This is a genomic window from Beijerinckia sp. 28-YEA-48, from assembly GCF_900104955.1.
Lineage (GTDB): Bacteria > Pseudomonadota > Alphaproteobacteria > Rhizobiales > Beijerinckiaceae > Terripilifer.
This window is the reverse complement of record NZ_FNSI01000001.1, coordinates 1,536,337-1,560,152: the sequence shown is the minus strand read 5'-3', so window position 1 is coordinate 1,560,152 and position 23,816 is coordinate 1,536,337. Positions and strand designations below refer to the sequence as shown.

At 60.2% G+C, this 23,816-nt stretch carries 20 protein-coding genes; 9 read left to right on the top strand and 11 right to left on the bottom strand.

The annotated features are described in order from the left end of the window. Positions 1 to 61: 61 nt before the first annotated feature. Both BLW50_RS07340 and BLW50_RS07335 read right to left on the bottom strand, forming a co-directional pair. On the bottom strand, positions 62 to 1,000 hold the full coding sequence (locus BLW50_RS07340) for an amidohydrolase family protein (RefSeq protein WP_090699656.1): 939 nt from the start codon (positions 998 to 1,000) through the stop codon (positions 62 to 64). Then, on the bottom strand, positions 997 to 2,709 hold the full coding sequence (locus tag BLW50_RS07335; RefSeq protein ID WP_210186049.1) for an AMP-binding protein: 1,713 nt from the start codon (positions 2,707 to 2,709) through the stop codon (positions 997 to 999). The genes BLW50_RS07340 and BLW50_RS07335 overlap by 4 nt, the downstream gene beginning before the upstream one ends. A 210-nt stretch (positions 2,710 to 2,919) precedes the next feature. Between BLW50_RS07335 and BLW50_RS07330 the strand changes: the two genes are divergently transcribed. Together BLW50_RS07330 and BLW50_RS07325 are read left to right on the top strand one after the other, a co-directional pair. Further along, the gene (locus BLW50_RS07330) at positions 2,920 to 3,717 is read left to right on the top strand and encodes a TetR/AcrR family transcriptional regulator (RefSeq protein WP_170850035.1); all 798 of its coding nucleotides are present in this window, start codon (positions 2,920 to 2,922) and stop codon (positions 3,715 to 3,717) included. 139 nt (positions 3,718 to 3,856) lie between these two features. Further along, positions 3,857 to 4,804 carry a YiiG family protein gene (locus BLW50_RS07325; RefSeq protein WP_090699651.1) on the top strand — a complete coding sequence of 316 codons (948 nt, stop codon included), beginning with the start codon at positions 3,857 to 3,859 and terminating at the stop codon, positions 4,802 to 4,804. A 29-nt stretch (positions 4,805 to 4,833) separates the two neighbouring features. Here the strand turns inward: BLW50_RS07325 and BLW50_RS07320 are convergent, their stop codons facing one another. Next, a complete protein-coding gene (locus BLW50_RS07320) occupies positions 4,834 to 6,180 on the bottom strand; it encodes an MFS transporter (protein ID WP_090699649.1) in 1,347 nt (448 codons plus the stop codon). 185 nt (positions 6,181 to 6,365) lie between these two features. Between BLW50_RS07320 and BLW50_RS07315 the strand changes: the two genes are divergently transcribed. Next, a complete protein-coding gene (locus BLW50_RS07315; RefSeq protein WP_090708823.1) occupies positions 6,366 to 7,499 on the top strand; it encodes an FAD-dependent monooxygenase in 1,134 nt (377 codons plus the stop codon). An 83-nt stretch (positions 7,500 to 7,582) separates the two neighbouring features. Here BLW50_RS07315 and BLW50_RS07310 read toward each other — a convergent pair whose 3' ends face one another. Beyond that, on the bottom strand, positions 7,583 to 10,963 hold the full coding sequence (locus BLW50_RS07310) for an autotransporter family protein (RefSeq protein ID WP_090699646.1): 3,381 nt from the start codon (positions 10,961 to 10,963) through the stop codon (positions 7,583 to 7,585). Positions 10,964 to 11,486: 523 nt separating this feature from the next. Here BLW50_RS07310 and BLW50_RS07305 point away from each other — a divergent pair. The 3 genes from BLW50_RS07305 to BLW50_RS07295 all read left to right on the top strand — a co-directional run bounded on the left by BLW50_RS07305 (position 11,487) and on the right by BLW50_RS07295 (position 14,083). Next, on the top strand, positions 11,487 to 11,756 hold the full coding sequence (locus BLW50_RS07305; protein ID WP_139267518.1) for a hypothetical protein: 270 nt from the start codon (positions 11,487 to 11,489) through the stop codon (positions 11,754 to 11,756). A gap of 270 nt (positions 11,757 to 12,026) precedes the next feature. After that, complete coding sequence (locus tag BLW50_RS07300; RefSeq protein WP_090699641.1) at positions 12,027 to 12,998, top strand: Bug family tripartite tricarboxylate transporter substrate binding protein; 972 nt, start codon at positions 12,027 to 12,029, stop codon at positions 12,996 to 12,998. A gap of 113 nt (positions 12,999 to 13,111) precedes the next feature. Then, entirely contained in the window at positions 13,112 to 14,083 is a 972-nt protein-coding gene (locus BLW50_RS07295) for a Bug family tripartite tricarboxylate transporter substrate binding protein (protein WP_170850034.1), read from the top strand. 58 nt (positions 14,084 to 14,141) lie between these two features. Here BLW50_RS07295 and BLW50_RS07290 read toward each other — a convergent pair whose 3' ends face one another. Both BLW50_RS07290 and BLW50_RS07285 read right to left on the bottom strand, forming a co-directional pair. Continuing rightward, complete coding sequence (locus tag BLW50_RS07290) at positions 14,142 to 15,632, bottom strand: flavin-containing monooxygenase (RefSeq protein ID WP_090699632.1); 1,491 nt, start codon at positions 15,630 to 15,632, stop codon at positions 14,142 to 14,144. A gap of 59 nt (positions 15,633 to 15,691) precedes the next feature. Further along, complete coding sequence (locus BLW50_RS07285; protein WP_090699629.1) at positions 15,692 to 16,141, bottom strand: cupin domain-containing protein; 450 nt, start codon at positions 16,139 to 16,141, stop codon at positions 15,692 to 15,694. Between the two features lie 222 nt (positions 16,142 to 16,363). Here BLW50_RS07285 and BLW50_RS07280 point away from each other — a divergent pair, with 222 nt between their 5' ends. Then, entirely contained in the window at positions 16,364 to 17,377 is a 1,014-nt protein-coding gene (locus tag BLW50_RS07280) for an AraC family transcriptional regulator (protein WP_139267514.1), read from the top strand. Positions 17,378 to 17,392: 15 nt separating this feature from the next. Here the strand turns inward: BLW50_RS07280 and panD are convergent, their stop codons facing one another. The 3 genes from panD to BLW50_RS07265 all read right to left on the bottom strand — a co-directional run bounded on the left by panD (position 17,393) and on the right by BLW50_RS07265 (position 19,628). Continuing rightward, the gene (gene panD / locus BLW50_RS07275; protein WP_090699622.1) at positions 17,393 to 17,740 is read right to left on the bottom strand and encodes an aspartate 1-decarboxylase; all 348 of its coding nucleotides are present in this window, start codon (positions 17,738 to 17,740) and stop codon (positions 17,393 to 17,395) included. A gap of 42 nt (positions 17,741 to 17,782) precedes the next feature. Further along, entirely contained in the window at positions 17,783 to 18,136 is a 354-nt protein-coding gene (locus BLW50_RS07270; RefSeq protein ID WP_090699619.1) for a diacylglycerol kinase, read from the bottom strand. 106 nt (positions 18,137 to 18,242) lie between these two features. Next, the gene (locus BLW50_RS07265) at positions 18,243 to 19,628 is read right to left on the bottom strand and encodes a class II 3-deoxy-7-phosphoheptulonate synthase (RefSeq protein WP_090708820.1); all 1,386 of its coding nucleotides are present in this window, start codon (positions 19,626 to 19,628) and stop codon (positions 18,243 to 18,245) included. 208 nt (positions 19,629 to 19,836) lie between these two features. On the opposite strand from BLW50_RS07265, the gene BLW50_RS07260 reads away from it, so the two are divergent. Beyond that, on the top strand, positions 19,837 to 20,865 hold the full coding sequence (locus tag BLW50_RS07260) for a tripartite tricarboxylate transporter substrate-binding protein (RefSeq protein ID WP_090699616.1): 1,029 nt from the start codon (positions 19,837 to 19,839) through the stop codon (positions 20,863 to 20,865). A gap of 12 nt (positions 20,866 to 20,877) precedes the next feature. On the opposite strand, the gene BLW50_RS07255 is transcribed toward BLW50_RS07260, so the two are convergent. Continuing rightward, entirely contained in the window at positions 20,878 to 21,612 is a 735-nt protein-coding gene (locus BLW50_RS07255) for a GntR family transcriptional regulator (RefSeq protein ID WP_139267512.1), read from the bottom strand. Between the two features lie 291 nt (positions 21,613 to 21,903). Here BLW50_RS07255 and BLW50_RS07250 point away from each other — a divergent pair, with 291 nt between their 5' ends. Next, positions 21,904 to 22,854 carry a tripartite tricarboxylate transporter substrate binding protein gene (locus tag BLW50_RS07250; protein WP_090699606.1) on the top strand — a complete coding sequence of 317 codons (951 nt, stop codon included), beginning with the start codon at positions 21,904 to 21,906 and terminating at the stop codon, positions 22,852 to 22,854. On the opposite strand, the gene BLW50_RS07245 is transcribed toward BLW50_RS07250, so the two are convergent. Beyond that, positions 22,855 to 23,787, bottom strand: a complete 933-nt coding sequence (locus BLW50_RS07245) for an alpha/beta fold hydrolase (RefSeq protein WP_090699602.1) — start codon at positions 23,785 to 23,787, stop codon at positions 22,855 to 22,857. Positions 23,788 to 23,816 lie beyond the last annotated feature (29 nt).

The window sequence follows — 23,816 nt, the reverse complement described above, 5'->3', positions numbered from 1 at the left end:
TCCTCCCAGAAGAATTATGGAGCGGTTTGCTCGCGATAAGTGTCAGCGCTCCTGGCGCTGCTTAAATTTTAAAACGTGGGAACAACGCGGCGGCATTGCCGCCGGCGATGCCAGCGCGCACATCGGGCGTCAGATCGAGCGCGGCAAACTCCGCAACGCTGTGGCCGATGGGAAAGTAGGAGAAGTCCGTGCCAAACAGCAGGTGCGAGACGGGGACGATCCGTTGCAGCAGCGCCATGGTTTCAGGCGCATAAGCCTGCCCGCAGTCGAAATAGAATTTCGCGAACTCGGCGTAGATGCCGTCGGGAAACAGCTCGGCCAGCTTTGTCGGGCCGACGGTCTTCCAACCGGAGAAGCCGAAAATCCGTCCGAGCAATGGCGGCATGACACCGCCACCATGGCAGAAAATGAAGCGGATATCGGGATGGCTGCGTGTAATGCCTTTGGCCAGCAGCCCAAGGATGGCGCGCGCCGAGTTCACCGGAAATTCCAGCCATGGCGACGAGATATCGCTACCGCCATAAGCGCGGCTGAGCGCGGCACAGTTCGAGGTCGGAGCCGGATGAACAAAGACTACGGCCTTGCGCCGGTTGAGTTCGTCGAAGACCGGCCGGTTCCTGTCATCGCTGAGCCAAAGGTCGCCTTCATTGGTCGATATCGCGATGCCATCGACCTTCAAAACATCGAAGGCATAGGCGATTTCGGCGAGCGCAAGATCGATCTGCGGCAGCGGCAGCGAGGCAAAAAGACCAAACCGGCCAGGATGATCGAGGCAGGCTCTCATGCCCCATTCGTTCCAAGCGCGGACGCGGGCCGGCCGATCGGCGCTTGCCCAATCGCTGACCGGGCCGAGCGAGGCGATCGCGGTTGCGATGCCGTTCTGGTCCATCTGATCGAGGGCCATGTCGATCGACCAGAAATTGCCGTCGTTATCCTTTGAAGATGGATTGAAATGATGATGAATATCGATCGTGACGGAGCCAGGCACGTGGTCCGTCATCCTTGCGCCGTCGATTCACGTGCCAGCTTTTCAGCGATCAAGGCGCGCATCGCCGCCTTGTCGGCCTTGCCGACCTTGGTGAGCGGAAAGGCATCGATGACCTCGACACGTTCCGGCAGCTTGTATTTGGCGACGCCAAGCGTGAGGAGAAACTGGCCGAGTTCTGCGACGCTCGGCGTCGGCCGTCCGGCATGCATGATCAGAAAGGCGCAGACCTTTTCGCCATAGATCGGATCTGGCATGGCGACGACGCGCACATCGGAGATGTCGGGGTGCTGGACGACCAGGCCTTCCACCTCTTCGGCGCCGATCTTTTCGCCGCCGCGGTTGATGTTGTCCTTGATGCGGCCTTCGAACGAATAGCAGACGCGGCCCTCGATATGGTGCGTGCGCAGCAGGTCGCCGGTGCGGAAGAAACCGTCCGAGGTAAAGGAGGCGGCCGTCGTCTCAGGATCGCCGACATAGCCGGTGAGCGTCGTCGGCCCGCGAAAGCACAATTCGCCGATCTCGCCGAAGGCGACCTCGGTCTCTGTGCCTGGCGCGAGCAGGCGCACTTCGTCGCCGGGAGAAACCGGATAGCCGACCGTGTGATGGCGCACGAAGGCCGGCATCGTTGGCGCGGAGCCAAACAGCATGCCCTCGGTCATGCCGAACATCTGGCTCACGGGCAGGCCGACATGCGCTTCCACGGCCTCGGCGCGGGTCAGCGAGAAGAACTGTTTGAGAGAACGGATGCTGTTGCGATCGATGTCCTTCACTTCGAGCAGTTTCGGCGCGATCGGGCCGATACTGCCGGTGAAGGTCACGCCATGGCGTTCGATCAGGCGTAGCATTTCGGGAATGTCGACGCGCGGCTGCATGATCAGCGTGCGGCCGTCGACGGTGACAGGCAGAACCGCGAAGATCGTGCCGGCGTTGTGGATCAGCGGCAGGCTCCACAGGGTCACATCCTCGCCGGTCAGCCCATAACATTGGCCGAGCTGACGGGCCGAGCCGAGATATTCGCCATGCATGCGAGGGATGATCTTCGGCAGATTGGTCGATCCGCCCGAGAGCTGGAACACGGCGACATCGAGAACCCCGGGCGCCACATGCGCCGTCTTTGCGCGGGCCGTCTCGACATCGAAGGCCGTCGCCATATCGGCAAGAGAGGGGATGCCACTGCCGCGCACGACGATGACATGGGCCAAGCTCGGCACGGCCTCAGCCAGTTCGCGGGCGAAAGCCACTTGATCGAAATTCGGATTAACGTCGGCCTGGACGAAAATCGCCTTGGCATTGGTCTTCTCGGCGAAGTGGCGCATCTCGGTGATGCGATATTGCGGCAGGGTGCAGACCGGAACCACGCCGGCTTTCAAGCAGCCATAAAAGGCGCTGAAGAATTCGTTGCAGGTGCCGACCTGGAAGAGGGCGCAGTCGCCGGGCTTCAGACCGAGCGCCAGCAGGCTCGCGGCGACGGATTCCGACTGGGCATCGATGTCGGCAAAGGTCAGCGCGCGGTCGGCATCGACAATGGCGGTCTTGGCGGGATGGGCTTTGGCCGTTCGGCGCAGGCTGTCGCCGATGTTGAAGTCCAGCCAGTCGCCGGCATCGATGTGCCGTCGCGCTTCCTCTGCGGAGCGATAGGTGACGCCGGGCATCGGCTGATGTGGGCCGAAAGCGCTTGCCGAAGTGGCATCTATGGTCGCGCCCTGCTGCTTGATCCCCACCTGTTCCTCCCTGCGTGATCAGACCGCCGATCAGGATTGATTACAACGTTTCTGTCCGATATTCAACTATGGTGTTGATGTATTGACGTTGCCGTCAAATTGGACTGCGAACCGACGGAGACGGCAACGGTTTTCGCCCAAGGTTCCTCTTGCCGGGCGGTATTGGGACCCTCTATGCCGAGAGACCTTAGCAATCGAACAGGGATGGACATGGCCGTCGCTCGCTCCCGAAATCCCAAGTCTGAAAACAGCAAGACGACTTCCAGCAGGAAGGCGCCGAGCAAGACGGCGAAGCCGGGCAAAGCGGTTAAGCCGGTTATTGAGCCTGACCCAGCCGGTGGCATTCGCCGTGACCTGTTGGCGACGGAAGTGCTCGACAAGGCGGCGGACCTGTTCGCTAAACAGGGGTTTGCGGCGACCAGCTTGAAAGATGTCGCCGACGCGGTCGGCCTCCATCGTTCGTCGATCTACTACTACTATCCCAACAAGGACGCGCTGCTGCAGGAGTTGATCCAGGGCGTCACGCTGCCTGTCGCGCAGATCTTTCAGGAGGTTGATGGCGAAGCGCTGACACCCCTCGCCAAGATCGGCGAAGTGGTGCGCCGGCTGGTGCTGTGGGTCTCCGATCCCCACACCCATTTCCGGTTGGTGGAGCGCAGCGAGGCGGAACTGCCAGAGGCCGTAGCCATCGCGCACAAAGAAGCCAAGCGTCACATCCTGGGCGAGATGATGCGGTTGATCGAAGCGGCCGAACGGGCCGGAGAGGCGCGGGCGACCGATCGGCGGGTCAGCGCCTTCTCGATCATCGGCATGACCATGTGGACGGCTTGGTGGCTTTATCCGAGCCGGGAGCAGCGGCCGGAAGAAATCGCCCAGCGGATGGCCGAAAACGCCATGGCTGTGGTGCAGCGCACGGCCGCGACGAAGAAGGCGGCGACGGTCAGCGCGCTGTCGCGCGAGATCCGTGAGAATCTCGCGCTCATCGAGCGGTTGGCGGAAAAGGATTAGGCGCCCCGGTTCTGTGCGCTGGCGCACACGCCGGCAGCATCATCCAATTGTATGTCTTTCCGGAAACTTGACCGCTGCCATATTCGTCGAAATCGGCTGCGGTATAACAACTGCCAAGAGACATGATTGGAGCGGAACCATGAAGGTTCATCAGACCGGCGCGGCGCTTTTATTGGCGGCTCTCAGCCTTGCGAGCGTCGGCGGGCCACAGGCCTTGGCGCAGACAACGGCTGCCGCCGTCACCGATCCTTCCGCGCTTCTGAATGCGGCGACGACCAAGTTCAACGCCTATGTGGCTCTGATGAACCGGACGTTGCGGGTCGAGGATTCGATCAATCGCTACCGAAGCTGGGTCAATATGAAGAGCGGTCCGACCGGCAAGGAACGCTACATCGATTACGGTCTCTATGAAGTCTATGACACATCGGGCGAGACGGCAGCTGCTGAAGCGGCAGCCGGACGCGAGCCGGCCATGCCGGATCTCGATGCGGCGATGAAGAGCTTCATTGCGGCCAACACGGCGATCAGCCCGCTGCTGAACCAAGCCAGCGGCTATTACGAACGCAAGGATTACCTGGCCGACAAAATGGCTGAGGGCAAGGAACTGCACGCCAAATTGGTGCCGGCGATCGATGCCTATGAGACGGCGCGGGCCCGTTTAGAGGTTGCCTTCCGCGTCGAGAAAGACAAAGCCGACCAGCAACGGCTTGACGTCATTGAAAAGCAGGAAGGCCGGCAGGCGAAGTGGCAGCGGACCAATGTGATGTGGAAAATCCGTCGCGTGATGGATGTTTTGCCAGGCAATGGCCGCCAGCCGGTCGATCTGGCGGTCTTCGACGCGACGCTCAACGACTACGCTGGTGCTATCAAGGAGATGGTGGCGTTCACCGCCAGCAATCCGAAGGCATTGTCGAGTTTCGCGTCGACGCCCAGCCAGCTCTTGGGCGATCTGCGCGGGCTGCGCGAACAGCTGGCCCGCAGCAAGGGCGATCTGCGCCGTGGCAATGCGTCACTCACCGTTCAGAACATCTTCAACCAGTATAATATGCTGGTTCAGATGAGTAACAGCGGCATTTACGATCGCTGAAGACGCCGACGCGCGGCGTTCTTGGGTGATCAGCCAGTGCTGGCCTCTGTGCCTACGGTGGCGATGTGTCGCCGTGCGGCGAGGATACGAAACCAGATCACGAAAAGAGCGCCGACCAGCGCGCCTGAGCCGATCACCACCATGATCTGTCCAGCGTTGAAGCCAGCGCCGAGCATGCCGCCGGCGATCAGCGGGCTGACCACCTGTCCGAAGCGCCCCATCGCCATGCCGAGACCGACGCCGCTCGAGCGGACGGCCGTTGGATAGAGCAGGGCGGCAAGGGCGATCGCTCCCCCCGACGCCAGGCCGAGGAACAGGCCATTGAGGCCGATGAAAAACGAAGCCGCCGCCACGGACGAAGCGCCGTAGCCGAGGCCGGCCGTGGCGAGCGCACCGAGGATGAAGGCTGGCACCAAAGTCCGCAACGCACCGAAACGTTCGACAAGCCGGCCGGCGAGGCCCTGTCCGAAGAGGGCGCCGAGCCCGTTGAATGCAACGACGAACGCCGTCATGGCCGGCGAGATGCCGTTCAGCCGCAGCAACGTCGGCGTCCACAAGACAGCGACCGTCAGAATGCCGAAGCTGATGAAGAATGGCACCCAGAGCAGGAGTGTCAGCAGCCCGCGCCCTTCGCTGAAGACCTGCCGCAACGGCAGGCCTTCTTGCTTATGTTCGTTCGTCGTGAGTTTCGTCCCAGGCTCGGTCTTGATACCCATGCGCTGCAGGATGCGCCGCGCCGCATCGAAGGCGCCGCGGTTGACCAGGAATTTCAGGGATTCCGGCAACCAGATGATGAGTATCATGGCGACGATGAGCGGCAGAAGGCCGCCGATATAGAAAATCGCCCGCCATCCAAAGGCCGGCAAGAGAAAGGAATTGGCGAAGGCCCCGAGCATGGCGCCGAGCGGAAAACCCGCCCACATCAACGTCACGCAGGCCGCACGATTGCGGGCCGGTGCATATTCCGACGTGAGAGCGATGAAGCAAGGCGTGGCGCCGCCAAGGCCAGCGCCAGCGAGAAAACGATAAACGACAAGCCATTTGACCGACGAGGCATGGGCGGTCAGCAAGGTGAAGACGCCGATCAGCAGGAGCGCCACGAGCAACAAAGGTTTGCGGCCAAGACGATCGGCGACAGCACCGAAACCGATTGCGCCAAGGGCGGCGCCAAGAAGCGCGGCGGAAAAGATCGGCCCGAACTGGGCCACGGGAATGCCGAGCCCCTCGGCGATGAACGGGGCCGCGACACCAATCGATTGCGTGTCGATACCATCCAGCATGTTGACGAGCGCACAGAGGATGATAACGGCGATCTGCAGGCCACCGATGGGGCGATCATCGATCAGACTTGTGACGTTGAGCGCTTCCGTTTCCATCCGGGTCTCCTCGTTCTATTTGCTCGCTTTATCGTTCGCGGGTGGGCCGGTCAGGGATGCCAGCTTCGCCTGGAATCACCCGTCATGCTGCGCCTCTCGGTGCGATCCCGTCTAGACCCTTGCAATTTATCAACGCTTGTGTAAATATATCAACACTTATGATGAAACATGCCCAGGAGAGCCGGATGCGCATCGCGGTGGTTGGAGGAGGGCCGGCGGGACTGCTCTTCGCTAAATTGGCGAAACAGGCTGATCCCAGGCACGAAATCGACGTGTTCGAGCAGAACCCGGCCCATGCCACTTATGGCTTTGGCGTCGTCCTCGCTGACGTGGCGCTCAACATTCTCGATGACGTCGATTCCGATCTGCGCCGCCGGATCTCTGAGAATGCCGAATTCCAGACACACATCACTCTGACCCATAAAAGCGAAGCCATCCCACTGCAGGGCAACGCCTTCATGGGTGTCAGCCGTGTGAAACTCCTGCAACTGATGCAGGAGAACGCCAAACAAGAGGGCGTGCGGATCATCTTTGAAAAACGCGTCACAACGCCGGATTTGCGTCGCGACTATGACCTGGTCGTCGGCGCCGACGGCGTCAACAGCATCGTGCGCACATCCCTGAATGATTTCTTTCAGGCGACCAAGGAGCCACGCCTCAACAAGTGGATCTGGTACGGCACGACGAAGCGCTTCGACTCCGTCAATCTGGTTTTCCAGCCTTCGCCCTATGGCACGTTCATCGCCCATACCTATCGTTACGCGCCCGATCATGGCACCTTCGTCATCGAATGCAGCGAGGCGAGCTGGCGCGCCGCCGGGCTCGACAAAGCAAGCGACGAAGAAAGTCAAAAAATCTGCGAGGGCGTTTTCAAGGATTTTCTCGGCGGGGAGTCCCTGATCTCCAACCGCTCACTCTGGTTCAATCCGGAATTTGTCACCAGCACCCACTGGCATCACGAGAATGTGGTGTTGATCGGCGATGCCCTGAAAACCGTGCATCCGTCGATCGGGTCGGGCACGCGCGTTGCGCTACAGGATGCCATCGCCTTGGCCAAAGCGTTGCGGGAGAACGGCAGCGATGTGCCGGCGACCTTCGCGCAGTTCGAGCGGGAGCGGCGCGGCGGCGCTGGCACGTTCCAGGCGGCGGCGATGAAGAGCATCCTCTGGTACGAGAGTGTCGACGAACGCATGCATCTCGAGCCGGTCGCTTTCGCTTACGACTACATGATGCGCACTGGCCGCGTCGATCACGAGCGGCTGCGCCGACAGGATCCGGAATTCGCGGCGCGCGTCGAGAAGCTGCGGGAGCGGGCCTAGAGCAGATTTGCCTATTTCGAAGCTCTGGAGCTTTCTAAAAGGCATGACGCGAACGTTGGCCACTTTCGTCAATCCTCGTGGGCTCACCAGACGACTTTGATCCCTAGCCTTCCGTTGTAGGAGTGCGAGCGACCGTTGAAGCCGACGGAATAGCCGGCAGAAGCGTAAAGAGAGGTGTTTTTACTGACCTGCGCGTCCGCACCAGCTTTGATCTCAGCCCATGCGCCACCAAGATCGGCACTGAACGGAATGAAGCCTGTTGCCGACGAGAAGGACGTTTTTGGGTTACCCAGAAACTCGTTCCAAACGCTGACTTTCAGCCAGGCCGTCATGAGGCGGGCATGTGGCGCGGATTCTTCGAGCGACCAGGTCTTGGCGATACGTGCCCCGAGGCGCCCAGCTAGCGAATTGACGTCGCTGAAGCGAACCAAAGCAGCGCTATCGTATCCCGAGCCGTTGACCAGTGTTTGATAAACCAGTTGTGCCTGAGGTTCGATGATCCAACCTCGCCCCAGCGCGATTGGATAACCGCCTTCCAGCGAAGCGGCGAAGCCAAAGCTCTTCCACTTGAGCTTTATGAGCCGTTGTGAATCCGCTGTGGCATCGAACCACGTGCCTTGAACAATGCCATCCAGATACCAGCCGGATGGTCCGAAGTGAGTCCAATAGGCGCCCAGTGAATAGCCATCGATTGTATTGATTCCAGCCCATATGCCATTGAAATGCGTGACATTGCCTTGGATGCGACCAATCGCGGCGTAGACGCCCACATAGTCTCGGCTCCCGTCAGCATTGAAGTTGCGATATATGTCGAGACCTGCCTGCAGACCATAAATCTTATAGTCGAAAGCAGGTCCATTGCTGAAAATGCTGCCGCCGTCATGGTTGCCACGGGTGCCAATAATACGAGCCCAGCTCGCCGAGGCATATGATCGCCCGGCAGTCGAATTGCTCGCCGGTGTCTGCGCGGTGGTCGTGCAGCGAAAATTTTTTTCTGGATTCTTACACCAGACAGTGCGCTCCTCGGTCACCACTGGCTCCTCGAGCGATCGGAGCTCACCGACGCGCTCGTGTAGGCTGTCCATCAAAGTCCGGCCATAGAGCAGGCCCATCGCCGGTAAGGCCGCATAAAGCGAAACCTCGCGGCGATAGTCGGGAATAGGGGGAGGCCCTGGCGGAACAGGGGGCTCGGGAGGAACGGGGGGATCCGGATTAAGGGTCGAACGTAAATACCAGTTCTGTGGGCCTGAAGCGTCCGCGCTCGATCGATGAAGGGTATACTCATAGGGCCCGGCTAAAACCGCTCGGCTGAGCGCAAAACTCCCAGGGTCCGTTGTGCCCCCATTGATGGCATCCACAACCAGAATGCCATTGCCGCGTGTGAGGTCACCAGGGCCTATCGTGTTGGCGATCAACAGAGAGGATACTCCGGATGCACGCCCACCATTGATAATCAGGCGATCAGACGGGGAGCCATCCGTCCCCAGAAAAGTATTCAGCCCAATCGCTCCGCCCGCGCCAATGTAGTTTTGCGTCGTCAGCGACTTGTAGCTGGCAAGCTGAGTTAGGTCACCGACAGGAGAGGTAAACTGAATGAGACCGGCGTTCGCCGTATTCTGAGTCACCGTCGAATTCGCCGTGATCGTCCAGCGACTGGTTGTATCGAGACTGATATTCGTTACGTCAAAAGCCGCACCGGTCCAGCTCGAATTCGTCGACAAGTTGATGTTTGCAATGCTCTGCGTTTGAACCAAGGCGTCACCCGTCAGGGTGCTCCCGTTCGATGCTTGGAACTGAACCGCTGTTGGTTGAAAGCCCGCAATATTGTTATAGGCAATCAGCAGAAACCCGCCTCCGCCCGTCAGCGTGGTCCGATTGGCGGTAAGAGCGAGCGGCCCTTGCGCAATCACCGCCGTGTCATTCGTGCTGATCAGGCTGCCACCAGTCAGATTTACTGTGTTAGTGGCCACCGCAGACAAATTCAGCGATACCAACCCCGCCGTATCTGTGCCTGTCGCCAACGCTGCCGTATTGGTGAGATCAATGGAGCCTGGACCACCGTTGATGAAGAGAGCTGCGCCGCCACCCGAGGTAGCTATTTGAGAATCCCGGCCGACAACGCGCCCATCCGAATCCACCCGTACCCCAAAAGAATTAGGCCCTGTCGTTGTTATCGTATTGTCGGTCATGTCGACGAGACCGCCGATGCCGGCATCAGCACCCGCTGCCCCATTGCCGGAAGTTACGTTGATTGTGGTGCCGATACTCGTGATCACGGCTCCCGCTCCTTGAGCTAGAAGCCCACTTACGGGAATGGCGCTGGTCACGCTGAAAATCGAACCGACGTTCCCTGCCGGCGTGACGAGATAGGGCGTCTGTAGCGTGTAAAAAGTTGGATTCTGCTCTGAGTTGACATTGATCACACTACGCCCGGTAAGCGTGATGTTGCTGCTTGCACGAGCCCAAGCGCCTGCAGCGGTATTTGGGCCGGTTACCGTCAGATTTTCTAGAGTGATACTCCCGTTGTTGAAGGCGACAACTCCCGTTCCTCCAGGTTGGCCCGCAACTCCAGCTGCATTAAAATTGACGGTTAATCCACTTCCGATGGTACCCGGCAGCACAGTGGTATTGTCCACCGAAACGCCGATGCTGCTGGTTGCATTGAAATTGAGCACTGAATTGGAGGGAAGCAGAACCTGACCACCATCGTGGACATAGACGCCCATTGATCCGCGACCATTCACCGTAACTGGGATAAGGGTATCCGCGATGACGCGGCTTCCTGCTCCAGATGCACCGAACGCAACCGAATTAAACGCTGCGGTAGTAATGCTGGTGCCGCTATGAAGATTCACGGTGCCGCCAGCTTCGGCAATGGCGCCGTGACCCGCTGAGACGGATGGGCCGGCGGTCGCTGTATTGTTGATCACGACGTTAGTTGCATCGATGACGCCGGAAATAGCTGCCAAGGCCGATCCAACGCCAGTTGTCGTAATTGCTACCCCGTTGAGCTGGACGCTGCTGGCCGCTCCGTTTGCAAGGACGGCATGCCCGCCCTGGGTGAATAGGGTGAGATTTCCATTAGGAACCGTAATGGTGCCACCGCTCGCCTGAAGGGCGTTGCCATTCAGCGTCCTTACGCTGATAGGACCAGGCGTAGGTCCCGCGGAGCCGTCTAGGATCAGTGTTCCGCCGGAAACGTTTGTAGCATGGGTCGCCAAAGTGGTTTCGATCGCCGTGTTACCGACGACTGTCGCTGTTCCGCTGGTGACATTGGTCGTGGTCGTAATTGTTGGCGGGCTGGGGCCAATTGTTTGTCCTCTTACCGCGCCTGGAATGGCTAAGAGCATTCCAATGAGTAAGGATCTACCCGAGGGGCGAAAAAATATTGAAATTCCAAAAGATGCGCCGGTTGTCTGAACTCGACCTCTGGATGATGGCGTCCACGGAAGTTGCCATGCCATTCACTATCTCCCAAAGAATCGTGAATTGGGACGCATCACTTACAGCGTGCGACTTTCTCTAATACTTCTTGTCGACATGAACCGAGCCCAGTCCCACAGTGGCTACGGCAAGAGAAAATTCTGAATCCGATGGCAGTGAGGCTAAGTGTAGGTTGGCGCCTTGAAAGCTTACCAGCCCGCGCAATCTGGCATATGGGGGAGATTCCCAGCCATCGTGCGGATGATCCCTTATTTCGGCGAACCCAAGCACGCGGCCGAATGGACGTTTGGAGTTCCCAAAAAGGTGCGCCATAGGAGTTTGCCCTAGATGAGCGATGGCTCACTGCTTATGAGCGCGGACGGTCATGATGCTATGCTGCGAAGGGTTGTCGATCGCGCGAAGAGCAGGCGAAGAAAAAGGAACTCGTCCAGCAATACTTGCATCCACTCTTTCTGAGCGAGCCAGCGAACGATGATGAGTTCGGCTAAGGCGAGCCTTGGAGAAAATGGAACGCATGCGTGGATTTGCAGCGCATCTTCGTCGATGTGTATGACTGGTGCGGAGAAGGAGAACGGCAGCGATGTGCCGGCGACCTTCGCGCAGCGCGAGCGGCGCGGCGGGGCTGGCACGTTCCAGGCGGCGGCGATGAAGAGCATCCTCTGGTACGAGAGTGTCGACGAACGCATGCCTCTCGAGCCGGTCGCTTTCGCTTACGACTACATGATGCGCGCTGGCCGCGTCGATCACGAGCGGCTGCGCCGACAGAATCCGGAATTCGCTGCGCGGGTCGAGAAGCTGCGGGAGCGGGCCTAGAGCAGATCGCGTTTCTATTGAAACGCGATTTTGGCTGGGATCCTGCTTGGCTGTTTGCCCTGGGCGCCGCCGTGTGCGCCCCGCATAGCCCGTATTTGAGCCGCGCGCGCCGCACCTTTTTCCGCGCTCTTCCCACCACTATAATCTGTCTAAATATCAAATACTTAATAGGTCGAAGCGAGCCCGCCTGTGCATTTCGAAAATGTACAGCTTTACATTTTGTGCAAAATTTCTATTTTGCGCAAATAATTCTGCGGGAGGCCAACGGCCATGTTCAAACGTTTTTGGAGAAGCGCGGGCTTTGCCGCCGTGTTGGCGACCGTGACCTCGTGCGCCTTCGCCCAAGGCGCATATCCGAACCGGTTTATCACCGTCGTGCTTCCTTTCGCGGCAGGTGGCGCCTCGGACATCATGACCCGCTTTGTCGGAGACTATGTGAAGCAGAAGCTCGGCCAGTCGGTCATTGCCGAGAACCGACCAGGGGCATCCGGTAATCTCGGTGCGGAAAGCGTGTTTCGGGCAGCGCCCGACGGCTACACCTTGCTGACCGCGCCGCAGCTCACCTTCAGCGTCAATCATCTTCTCAATCCGTCGTTGCGGTTCGATCCCCAGAAGTTCGAGCCTGTCAGCGTTCTGGCCACATACCCGTTCGTCCTCTTCGCCCGCGCTGACCTGCCAGCCAATACATTGGCGGAGCTCATCGACTACGCCAAAGCAAACCCAGGCAAGTTGAATTACGCATCGCAAGGCATCGGACAAATGGGGCACCTGGCGATGGAGGCGATCAAGCTCCGTGAAAACTTGGATATCGTGCACGTGCCCTATCGCGGCACGACGCCGGCATTGACCGATCTGACGGCGGGGCACGTCGATCTTCTGATCGACAGTATGATCGCGGCGGCGCCGCATGTTCAAAGCGGCACGATCAAGATGATCGCGGTCGGCGGCAAAAGCAGAATGCCCGCTTATCCCAATGTCGCGACCTTTGCCGAAAGATTGCCGGGACTTTATTTCAATACGTGGATGGCGATCGCGGCCCCGCCGGGGACACCAAAGGCCATAACTCAGCTTCTATCGACTGCCGTTGCTGAAGCCTTGAAGACATCCGAAGCGAAAGATTTGTTCAAAACCCTGCAGGTCGATCCTTTTGGCAGCACGCCCGAGGAGATGAGGTCGCTCATCAAGGAAAGCTACGAAGCCTGGGCGCCGGTGATCACTAAAACGGGGATTACAACCGAGTGAGTGCTTATTTTGTCGCCGCGATGTCTTGGTCACCTTGTCGGAAAAGCTTTGCGGCGACGTCAGGCGATAAATTCCGAGCCTATGCAAATATGTCTGTGGGAGAGGCAGAGAGCATGTTGAATCGTCTATGGAGAAGCGTTGGCCTTGCGGTCGTTCTGGCGTCCCTCACTTCGGGTGCCTTCGCCCAAGCGGCTTATCCGAACCGGCTTATCACCATCGTGCTTCCGTTCGCGCCTGGCGGCGCGTCGGACATCATGACCCGTTTTGTCGGCGAATACATGAAGCAGAAGCTCGGGCAGTCGGTCATTGCCGAGAACCGTCCCGGAGCATCGGGCAATCTCGGCGCCGAAACGGTGTATCGGGCGGCCCCCGATGGCTACACTCTGCTGACCGCGCCTCAGCTTTCTTTCAGCGTCAATCATCTGACGAATCCAACATTGCGGTTCGATCCTCAGAAGTTCGAGCCCGTCAGCGTTCTGGCGACTTACCCTTACGTCCTCTTCGCCCGCGCCGACTTGCCGGCCAATACATTCGCGGAGCTCATCGATTATGTCCGAGCCAATCCGGGGAAGTTGAACTATGCGTCGCCGGGTGTCATCGGAATGGGGCATTTGGCGATGGAGGCGATCAAGCTTCGCGAAAAAGTGGATATCGTCCATGTGCCTTATCGCGGCACCGCTCTGGCCTTGACCGATCTGGCGGCGGGACATGTCGATCTCCTGATCGACAGTATGATCGCCGCCGGGCCGCATGTTGAGAGCGGCAAGATCAAGATTCTCGCGGTCGGTGGCGAAGAGAGAATGCCGGCCTATCCCAATGTTGCGACGATTGCCGAAAAACTGCCGGGCCTTCATTTTTACACGTGGATGGCGATTGCCGCGCCGCCCGGTACGCCAAAGGCGATCACTCAACTTCTGTCGACGACGATCGCGGAAGCCTTGAAGACACCCGAGGCGAAGGAGGTGTTCAAGAGCCTGCAAGTCGATCCGTTCGGCAGCACACCCGACGAGATGGCTTCGCTCATCAAGGAGGGCTATGAAACCTGGGCGCCGGTGATCACCAAACTGGGGATTAAAGCTGATTGAGTAGCCGTTTCATCACCGTTTCGCTGGTCGCTTGACAGGCGAGATTGTTGGAGTTGGTCTACTGAACCCGATACTCGGGCACCGAAGCAAGATAGCGGGCGAAAGCGTCCGCGTCCGGTGGCGAAAATTTCTCCGTCACCGGATTGCGCCGCGATACCTTGGCACCCATGTCGGCCAAAAGCTCGTCGAAATGCTTGAAGTGGAAGGGCGCGACACAGAGCCCGCCATAGACACCGGCCGCCGGTCTTTCGTTGCGCCGCCAGTTGAGCATCATGTCGATGTCGCGGCGCATCTCCTCAGGGTTGGGCTGGCGCGCCAACTGTCCGTCGGCGTAACGCGCCAGCCAGTTCGCTGCCATTTCGGCGTTGAGCACCGTGCAGAACGATGAGTTAAAACCAACGAAGCCCATGTCGGGTAGATCGGGATTGGCGATCAGGCGATAGAGCCGATACTGACCATCAGGCTCGACGAGCTTTTGCTTGTAGCTGTCTGGCAGAAAGGGAATGCCCAGTTCCCAGCCGATCGCCAGAATAGCCATGTCGGCTTCGATCCGCTCGCCGCCGGTCATGACGATCGCATCTTTGTCGAAGTGATCGAAGCTGCCGCGGATCGCCTTGATCCGCCCGTCCGCCACCATCGGATGGAAGCCTGGCGTGGCGATGGGCACCGAGCAATTGACCCCATCTTCGATCCGCTGCTCGGGGATCATATTGCAGGCCTTCAGCCGCAATTGCATTTTCAACAACGACTCCAGCGCCCGCCAATTGGCCCAGATGAACGGCTTGGCGACAGCATGATTGATCTTCGACATGCGGCTGAGATTCCAGCCGCGAAACATCTCCTCCTGCGCACGGATATAGAGGATGCGTTTGAAGTTGATCAGGCCGCCGATGAAATAGGGAATGCGCCACATCGGCTCGCGATAGACGAAATGCACGGATGTGGCGCCGGAGTTGACCGCATTGACGGCGATATCAGTCGCCGACTTCGACGCGCCGAGTACGACGACGCGCTTGCCTTTGACGGAAGTCGGATTGGTATAGTCGGACGAATGCAGGACGTGTCCGCCATTCTCAACGAACCCGGCCTGGCCAGGCCAGCTCGCTTTCTTCTTCTCGCTGAACTGGCCTGTGCAGACCGCGACGAAGTCGAATTCTTTCTGGCTCGTCGTGCCATCCGCCCGTTTCAAGTCCAGCGTCCATCCGGGTGCGCCCGAGGCACGGCGCGCCATCGACTGCACGGATATGCCATATCGAATGAGCGGCTTCAGGCCGTGTTCGTCGGCATAGCTCGCCAGATAGGCATAGACTTGCGGTCCCTTCGGCCACTCAGGATAGTCAGCGGGCATCGGCTTGTCGGTATAGCGGTAAAGCTCTTTCGGGCTTTGCGTCTGCACGTCGGGATAGGAGCGGGCGGGCTCCCAGACGCCGCCGAGATCGCCGCTGCGCTCGAGGATCGTTACCTCATGGCCGCGTGCCTTGAAGACTTTTGCGGTCGCAAGGCCGCTGACGCCAGCGCCGATGATGCACACTTGCTTTCGGTGAACCATGGTCGCTCATCCGTCTGAGAGTGGGATAGGGGGCTCGCCTTCACGACGAGCCGGCATTTTCAGTCGTTGGCTTCCGGCGGCAGGAAGTTGACTTCGTGCTGCGCCGAAATCTTCACCACTTCATTGGGGTCGGTGAGATCATGCAGCTTCTCGAACAGCGCTTCGAGGCTGCGCGCCGGCGACACCCAGAACATGGCGCGGGCTGGCTTGTCCGATTTGTTGAAATAGCCATGCGGCACCCCGCGCGGCATGCGCACCAGATCGCCGGCCTTGGCATCGAGCCAAACACCGTCAAGCTTCAGGCTCAACACGCCTTCCTGAACCAGGATGAACTCCTCCTGGGTCGGATGAACATGGACGGGGACGAATTGGCCTGGCTCGCTATTGGTCTCAAAAGCGAAGGTGGAGTCGCATGAGGCCTTCGGGAAATAGGTCTGCCCGAGGATGTTCCACTGCTTGTTGGCAAAACCTTCGCCGTCGCGGGTGATCCCTTTTTCCAGATCCGTCATCGCTGCCTCCTCCTATTTGATAGGGGGATTACAGAGCCGGAGAGGACGCCCGGCAAGGGGCGGAAGCGGGGGCTTTATCCAATTTGCGAAAGCCCTGTCCATCTTGCGCCGAAATCTTAGGTAGCCGTTGGCTGGGAGCTTTCCTTGCCTGCCGATAGGGCTTCCGCTAGCCTTCGTGCCGTGGGCCGGTATCTGCAGGCCCACCTGACGATCGGACCGGCCATGCTTGCTGTCGGCGTCAATAGTCCGCCCGGTGTCCCACTTGCGCGCTATACGCGCGTGGACACCAGGGATCCCGGCGCTGCCGAAGCCGAGGTCGGTAGGATTTTCTGCGCCCATCGCCTGACGCCGACAAAGAGCGGCGCGCCATATTTCCGGGCCGTGCACAACAACGCCCAGCACGATGGCTTCTCCATTAATTATGTCGCCTATGGCGCCGACGTCGAGATCGATCCCGGCCGGCTCGACCGTTTCTTTCTGCTGCAAATTCCGCTGATCGGGGGCGCCGACGTGCGCTGCGGCAGCACGACGGTTGAAGCTTCGCTCACCCATGCCTCGCTGCTGTCGCCCACTTTGCCGACCTTAATGCGTTGGCGCGAGGGCACACAGAAGCTGATCGTGCTGATCGACCGGCACGTGGTCGAGCAACATGCTGTCTGCCTGCTCGATCGCGCCATCGACAAGATTGAGTTCGATGTCGATGTCGCTGTTGAAACTCCCGTGGGGGCGGCAATGCGGGCGCAGGCGCTGCTCATGCAAGCGCTGAGCGAACGCGCCGGCCGCTCCGTGGAGCGCTGGTCGCTGGCGCATCGGCAATTGCGGGACTCGCTGATCGGACTGATGCTGGCGGCGCAGCCGCACAATCATGCCGCGATATTGGCGCGTCCAGCGAGCGCTGCGGCGCCGGTCCATGTCCGCCGTGCCGAAGACTATCTGGAAGCCCATGCGCATGAGCCATTGGCCGCAAGTGACATTGCGGAAGCCGCGGGTGTCGGCTTGCGCACCTTGCAGGCGGGTTTTCGCCAGTTCCGCGACAAGACGCTGACGGAAGCTATTCTTGAAGCGCGTCTGGGCCGCTGGCGCGCGCTGCTCGCCGATCCCGCTCAGGCGCAGAGCGCGGGTGAACTGGCCCTGACGGCGGGGCTGATCCACCATGGCCGTGCCGCTGCCGCCTATCGTCGTCGCTATGGTGAAACCCCGTCTGACACGCGCCGGTCGGCGCAGACGCGCAGGTAGTCCACGCCGGCGTTTTCAGATCTTCTGGTTCTGCTCGTTGACCAGAACAACGCGCGGCTTGAACGTCCGCGCTTCGGCTTCATCGAAATTGGCATAGGCGACGATAATGACCTTATCGCCCTTCATGGCGAGGCGTGCGGCGGCGCCATTGAGGCCGATCATGCCCGAGCCGGCCGGCCCTTCGATCACATAGGTCGAAAAGCGCGCACCGGTGTCGATGTTATAGATATCGACACGCTCGTTGATGAGGAAGCCGGCCGCTTCGATCAGGTTGGCGTCAATCGAGATCGAGCCTTCATAGTGCAGGTCGGCGTCGGTGACGCGCGCACGGTGAATCTTGCCCTTCATCAAGGTCAGTTGCATCGAAAATATCCCGTTATTGTTGTGCCGTTCAATGAGGCCGAGCTAAATCAAGCTGAGCCGCTCGGCGATCGCCGCCAACCAGACGAGTCCGGTCAAAACCTGAAAGCAGAAGACACCGGCCGATCCCATGTCCTTCACCGCTTTGATCTGCGGGTGAAGCTGCGGCGTCACGTGATCGCAGAGCTTCTCGATACAGGTGTTGAGCAGCTCGGCGCCGATCATGGCGAGCACGATGCCGACGAGCAGCAGCCGTTGCCACATATCCGTGCCGATGACCAGCGACAGCGGTACCGCCAGCACGAGCAGCAGGGTTTCCTGCTGCACGGCCCGCTCGGTGCGCAGGGCGTAGGTGAGCCCTGCGCACGAATTCCAGAACGCGGCAATGATCCGCTGCACTTAGCCCCCCGTACAGCATTTCGAGCGATGTTGGTTCGCCCGGAGATGCCTCAAAACAAAAAGAGAGCGCGGTTCTGATCTCATCAGAACCGCGCTCTGGCAGCCGTTACTCGGCCGCACTGACCTGCGGCAGCGGGAAGGCGACACGCTCTGCTTTGAGCAGCTCGGCCACCAGGAAGGCCACCTCGATCGCCTGTTCGGCGTTGAGGCGCGGATCGCAATGGGTGTGATAGCGATCGTGCAGCTCGGCCTCGGAGATCATGCGCGCGCCACCGGTGCATTCGGTAACGTTCTTGCCGGTCATCTCTAGATGGATGCCGCCGGCATAGGTGCCCTCAGCCTGGTGCGCCGAGAAGAACGACCGGATCTCGCCCATGATGCGCTCGAACGGCCGCGTCTTGTAGCCGCCGGCCGCGATCGTATTGCCGTGCATCGGATCGCAGGACCAGACCACTTTGGCGCCTTCGCGCTTCACGGCGCGGATGAGCTGCGGCAGATGGTCGGCGATCTTGTCCGAGCCGAAGCGGCAGATCAGCGTCAGCCGGCCGGCCTCGTTCTCCGGGTTGAGCACTTTGATCAGGCGCAGCAGATCGTCGCTCTTCAGCGACGGGCCGCATTTGAGCCCGATCGGATTCTTCACGCCACGGCAGAACTCCACATGGGCGTGGTCGAGCTGACGCGTGCGGTCGCCGATCCACAGCATGTGGCCCGAGGTGGCGTAGGGGTCGCCGGTGGTCGAGTCGACACGGGTCAACGCCTGTTCGAAGCCGAGCAGCAACGCCTCGTGCGAGGTGTAGAAATCGGTCTGGCGCAGTTCCGGATGGGCTTCGGCGTCGAGGCCGATGGCGCGCATGAAGCCGAGCGTCTCGGTGATCCGATCCGCCAGCTCCTGGTAGCGGCCCGACTGCGGGCTGTCCTTGATGAAGCCCAGCATCCAGCGATGCGCGTTCTCCAGATTGGCGTAACCGCCGGTGGCGAAGGCGCGCAGCAGGTTGAGCGTCGCCGCCGACTGCCGATAGGCCTCGAGCAGGCGCTTCGGATCAGGCGTGCGGCCTGCCGTCGTGAACTCGATGTCGTTGATGATGTCGCCGCGATAGCTCGGCAATTCGATGCCGTTCTGCTTCTCGGTCGGTGCGGAGCGTGGCTTGGCGAATTGGCCAGCGACGCGGCCAATCTTGACCACGGGCGAGGCCGCGCCGAAGGTCATCACCACGGCCATCTGCAAGAAGACGCGGAAGAAATCGCGAATATTGTCGGCAGAATGTTCGGCGAAGCTCTCGGCGCAATCGCCGCCCTGCAACAGGAAAGCTTCGCCATTGGCGACCTTGCTCAACGCCCGTTTGAGCTTGCGCGCCTCACCTGCAAAAACGAGCGGCGGAAACCCGGCGAGCTGCTTTTCGACTTCGCCCAGGACCACTTGGTCCGGATAGTCGGGGACCTGCTGGATCGGTTTTGATCTCCAGCTGTCGACGCTCCAGCGTTCGCTACTCATCTGCCTGACTCCAAAGGGGCGGACCGGGACCTCATATCCCGCCGCCCTGCACATATCTGAACCGGCCGACTTATACACAAGGGCAGACGGCTTGGCGATATTTTGCGTGACGGCGCCGGCCGCCATTGCGGGCCGCACCCGGCGGGCCCAAACTGAGCGGAATCGGACATAATCCGTCATGCTTTAGAAAACGCTTGGGAGGGCGAAAATGGTCGTAAGAGGGATGGCATTTGCTGTGGCTTTAGCGGCGCTGGCGCCGGTCACGGTCGCCGCGCAAACGCTGGAGGCATTCTATAAAGGCAAGGATATCAAGGTTCTAATCGGCGCCGGGGTAGGTGGCACCTATGGCCTTTACGCCCAGCTCGCCGCCCGCCACATGCGCCAATATGTGCCCGGTCAGCCGGTCATCATCCTGCAGGCCATGCCCGGCGCCGGCGGCATCGTTGCCCTCAATTATTCGGCCAATGCCGCCCCGAAGGACGGCAGCATGATGCATCTCGTCCATGCCGAAGTGCTGTTCGAGACGCTGATGAAGCCGGACTCGAAATTCAACGCCCGCACTTTTCAATATATCGGCCGCTTCGCCGACGCTGATTCCATCGGACTGGTGTCACGCCAATCCGGTATCCGTTCGCTCGACCAGGTGCGCCAGCGCGAAATCACCATGGGCTCCACCGGCCGCGACACGGCCTTCGCGCTCGGGCCGCTGATGCTGAACCGCTTCGGCGGGACCAAATTCAAGGTCATAGCCGGCTACAAGGGCACGGCGGACATTCACATCGCCATGCAGCGCGGCGAAGTCGACGGCGCGGCCGTGACGTTGGCCAATGCGCAGACCATTCAGGGGGCGGCGCTGAAGAGCGGCGAATTGGTGCCAATCTTCGCCATCGCCGAAAAACGCATTCCCGATTATCCCGACGTGCCGACCGTGACCGAGTTCGGCCGCGACACGAACGAGAAAGCGTTCCTGGAAATCTATACGTCCAGCGGCACCATTGGCCGGGCGCTGGCCTTTCCGCCGGGTGTTCCGAAACCCTTCGTGCAGGCCCTGCGCGACGCTTTCGACAAGACGATCGTCGATAAGGAATTTCTTGCCGAGGCGCAGAAGACGAGCACGCCACTGGCGCCGATGTCGGGCGAGAAACTCGCGGCCTATGTAGACAAACTGATGGCGACGCCGCCGGAGCAGGTCGCGGCGGCGCGCAAGATCAATCAGGAGTTGATGGAAGAGCCGTAGGGCTCTCCCCAATTAGGCGGAGCGGCGGGTTTTCTTCACCACCTTCTCGGCGCGGGCCGGGCGAACCATCGTCGTGAGCGGTTCGTTGGCCCGCATCTGCGAGCTGTGCGCCAGTGCCAGCTCGCAGGCGCCATCGATATGTTGGCGCACCAATGCACGCGCGCGCACGGCCTGGCCTTCCTTGCAGGCGACGAGCAGCTCGTCGAACTCATCCGCCCATTGCCGCGCAACGGTTTCGTTCAAACAGCGGGCGCGCAGCACGTTGATGCGGGCCACCAGGCCCCACACCACATCGCGCAACGGGCCGTTGTCGCATTTGTCGGAAATGTCGTTGAACAAGCGATTGATCAGTTCGATCAGTTTCAGCTTGTCTTTGGCCTTGGCGCGGATCTGATCCGGCAGAGCCAAAAGCGGTTCGATGTCAGCCGGCGTCGCCCGACGGGTGAAGTCATAGACGGACTGTCCCGTCAGCAGCGCCCACACCTCATGAATGCCGCGCACTTCTTTGTCGTCGAGCGCGGAGACGGTGTAGCCGCAGTTCGGCTCCCAATCGATGAGGCGTTCGGCTTCGAGCAGGCGCAGCACTTCGCGCACCGAAGCCCGGCTGATTGAAAGGAGAGGGGCAACCTGCTGTTCGACCAGCCGTTCGCCGGGCTTGAGCTCGCCACGCACGATCTTGTCGCGCAGGACCCAGGCCGATTGAGCGATCCTTGTTTTGGGTGGATCAACCCACATCATCCGTCGCATGGGCAGACTGATGCCTGAATAGGCAGACAATTTCAAGCGGAATGTTTGTTAGATGACTGATTTCTAAAGTGAATACAGTATCCATGCGGAAAAGTGCTTCTGCCCTTGGGAGGGCAGACCGCATCTCATGTCGTCATTTTCTTGTCCTGCCAAGGCAAAGGCAGCACAAGGCCTCGGCGCGGAACAGCCTGCCGATCAATCGCTTGATGCGGAAATGCAGGGATCGGCCATTGCGGGCCCAACGGTCAAATTGTAAGACAATTTATAAAAGCAACTTTCCGCGAGACATCGATGATCTGCGCCCGATGCGTTCTTCTGGCCTTCCTTCTGACGGCGACCGGTTCGGCCTTCGCGCAAGTGCCGAGCATGCTCAAGGTGATTGTACCGGTGCCGCCGGGCGGCTCCATCGACATCCTGGCCCGCCTCCTGGGCGACGAGATCAAGCGGCAGGGCGGCCCGACCATCGTCATCGAGAATCGCACCGGCGCCAACAATCTGATCGGCAATACCGCGACCGCCCGTGCCGCGCCGGATGGCGCCACTGTCGGCATGGTCTCGCCGGCGCTCGTCATCAATGCCCGCATCCGCCAGGCCGACGCGGTGCGGCTCGCCAATTTCGAGCCGATCTGTCATCTCGTTGACTCGCCGCAAGTCGTCGCTGTGCGCGCCGACGCGCCCTATAAATCCATGGTCGACCTGATCGAGGCCGCCCGGCGCAGCGGCGGGCGTTTCAGCGTCGGCGCGCTTGGGCCTCTATCGGTCCTCCAGATAGCCATCGAACTGTTGAAGAAGAACGCGCAGGCGCCGATGTCCTACGTGCCTTATCCCGGCGGCGCGGCGTCAGTCAGCGCACTCACCGGCAAGGAGATCGAAGCGGTCTTCGTCAATTTTTCCGAGGTGCTGCCGAAAGTCACCGCCGGCGATCTCAGAATCCTGATGACCATGTCGCCGGAGCGTCTCGCACCGTTGCCCGATGTACCGACCGCGCGGGAACTGGGCTATGATTTCGATATCACCGGCTGGTTCGCTTTGGTTGCGCCGGCGCGCACGCCAGAGGCGATGACCGTGGCCTTGGGCAAATTGTTCGCGCAAGCCTTGCGTCAACCGGCGTTGCTGGCGCGGCTGGATGAATTGCACATGCTGCCTGTGGGCCAATGCGGGAACGCGGCCCGACAATTCCTTGAGACGCAGGATCGGATCATCGGCGACGTCATCGCCGATGCCCATATTAAAGCCGATTGATCACGCGCCAGGGACGGCGCGCAGCTCCTTGATCAGCAGGTCAAGAATCTCGTCGCTATTGAGTTCAAGCTGCAGGAAATGGCCGTTGCCGGTGATGCCGTGATCCGGCAACCAGACCACATTGGCGTCAGCGCCCCACTGCCTCAACAGGTCGGCGGTCCGGTCCTCAATCTCGCGCGTATGAGCTGGATCGTTAGAACCGGCGATGAGGCGGATATGTTTGTTAGCGAAGCCGGTCGTATGTTCAACAACCGGCATGCCCGGCATAATGCCCGTGCGTTGCAAGATCATCAGTGGCGAGATGGCGCTGAAACTCTGACGGAATGCGGCGATGGCCTGCATCGGGAACAGCTTACTGGCGCCAATGGCCTGTTTGTAGACATAGGCGTCGTCGTAGACATAGGGCTTCTGCCGATCGAGCGCGAAAGTAACGCCGGTATCGCCAAAGGTGAAGTGCACGACGCGCCCGTCGTCAGTGATCACCTTGGAATTCTTCGCCGCGAGATTGCCCGGATAGCCTGTGGCGACACCCATGACGCCGGCGACGAGATCGGGCAGCGCCTCGATCAGTTTCCAGGTCGTCGGCCCGCCCATGGAATGGGTGACGATAACCACCGGTTCCTGGATCACGTCGCGCAGCAGATGGATATAGCCGTCGACCACGTCCTGATATTGCAGGGTAAGGATATCGCGATAGCCGGAGCGGCCGGTGCCGGGCCAATCGGTCAGCCAGCAGCGAAAGCCTTGTGCGGCAAGCTGATCGGCCCAGCCCAGGCGCCCGTCCGGTGTGGCGCGGAAAACATCGCCCGTACTGCCGCCGCCATGGATGAAGAGAAGGTGGTACCGATAGGACGAACCTTCCCCCATGATCTCGTAATAAAGACCGCTTGAAGGTTCGCGGCCGACGGCGGCGTGGCGGACTGGCTTGCTCATAGGCTCCTCGCGTCAGATGGCATTGTTGT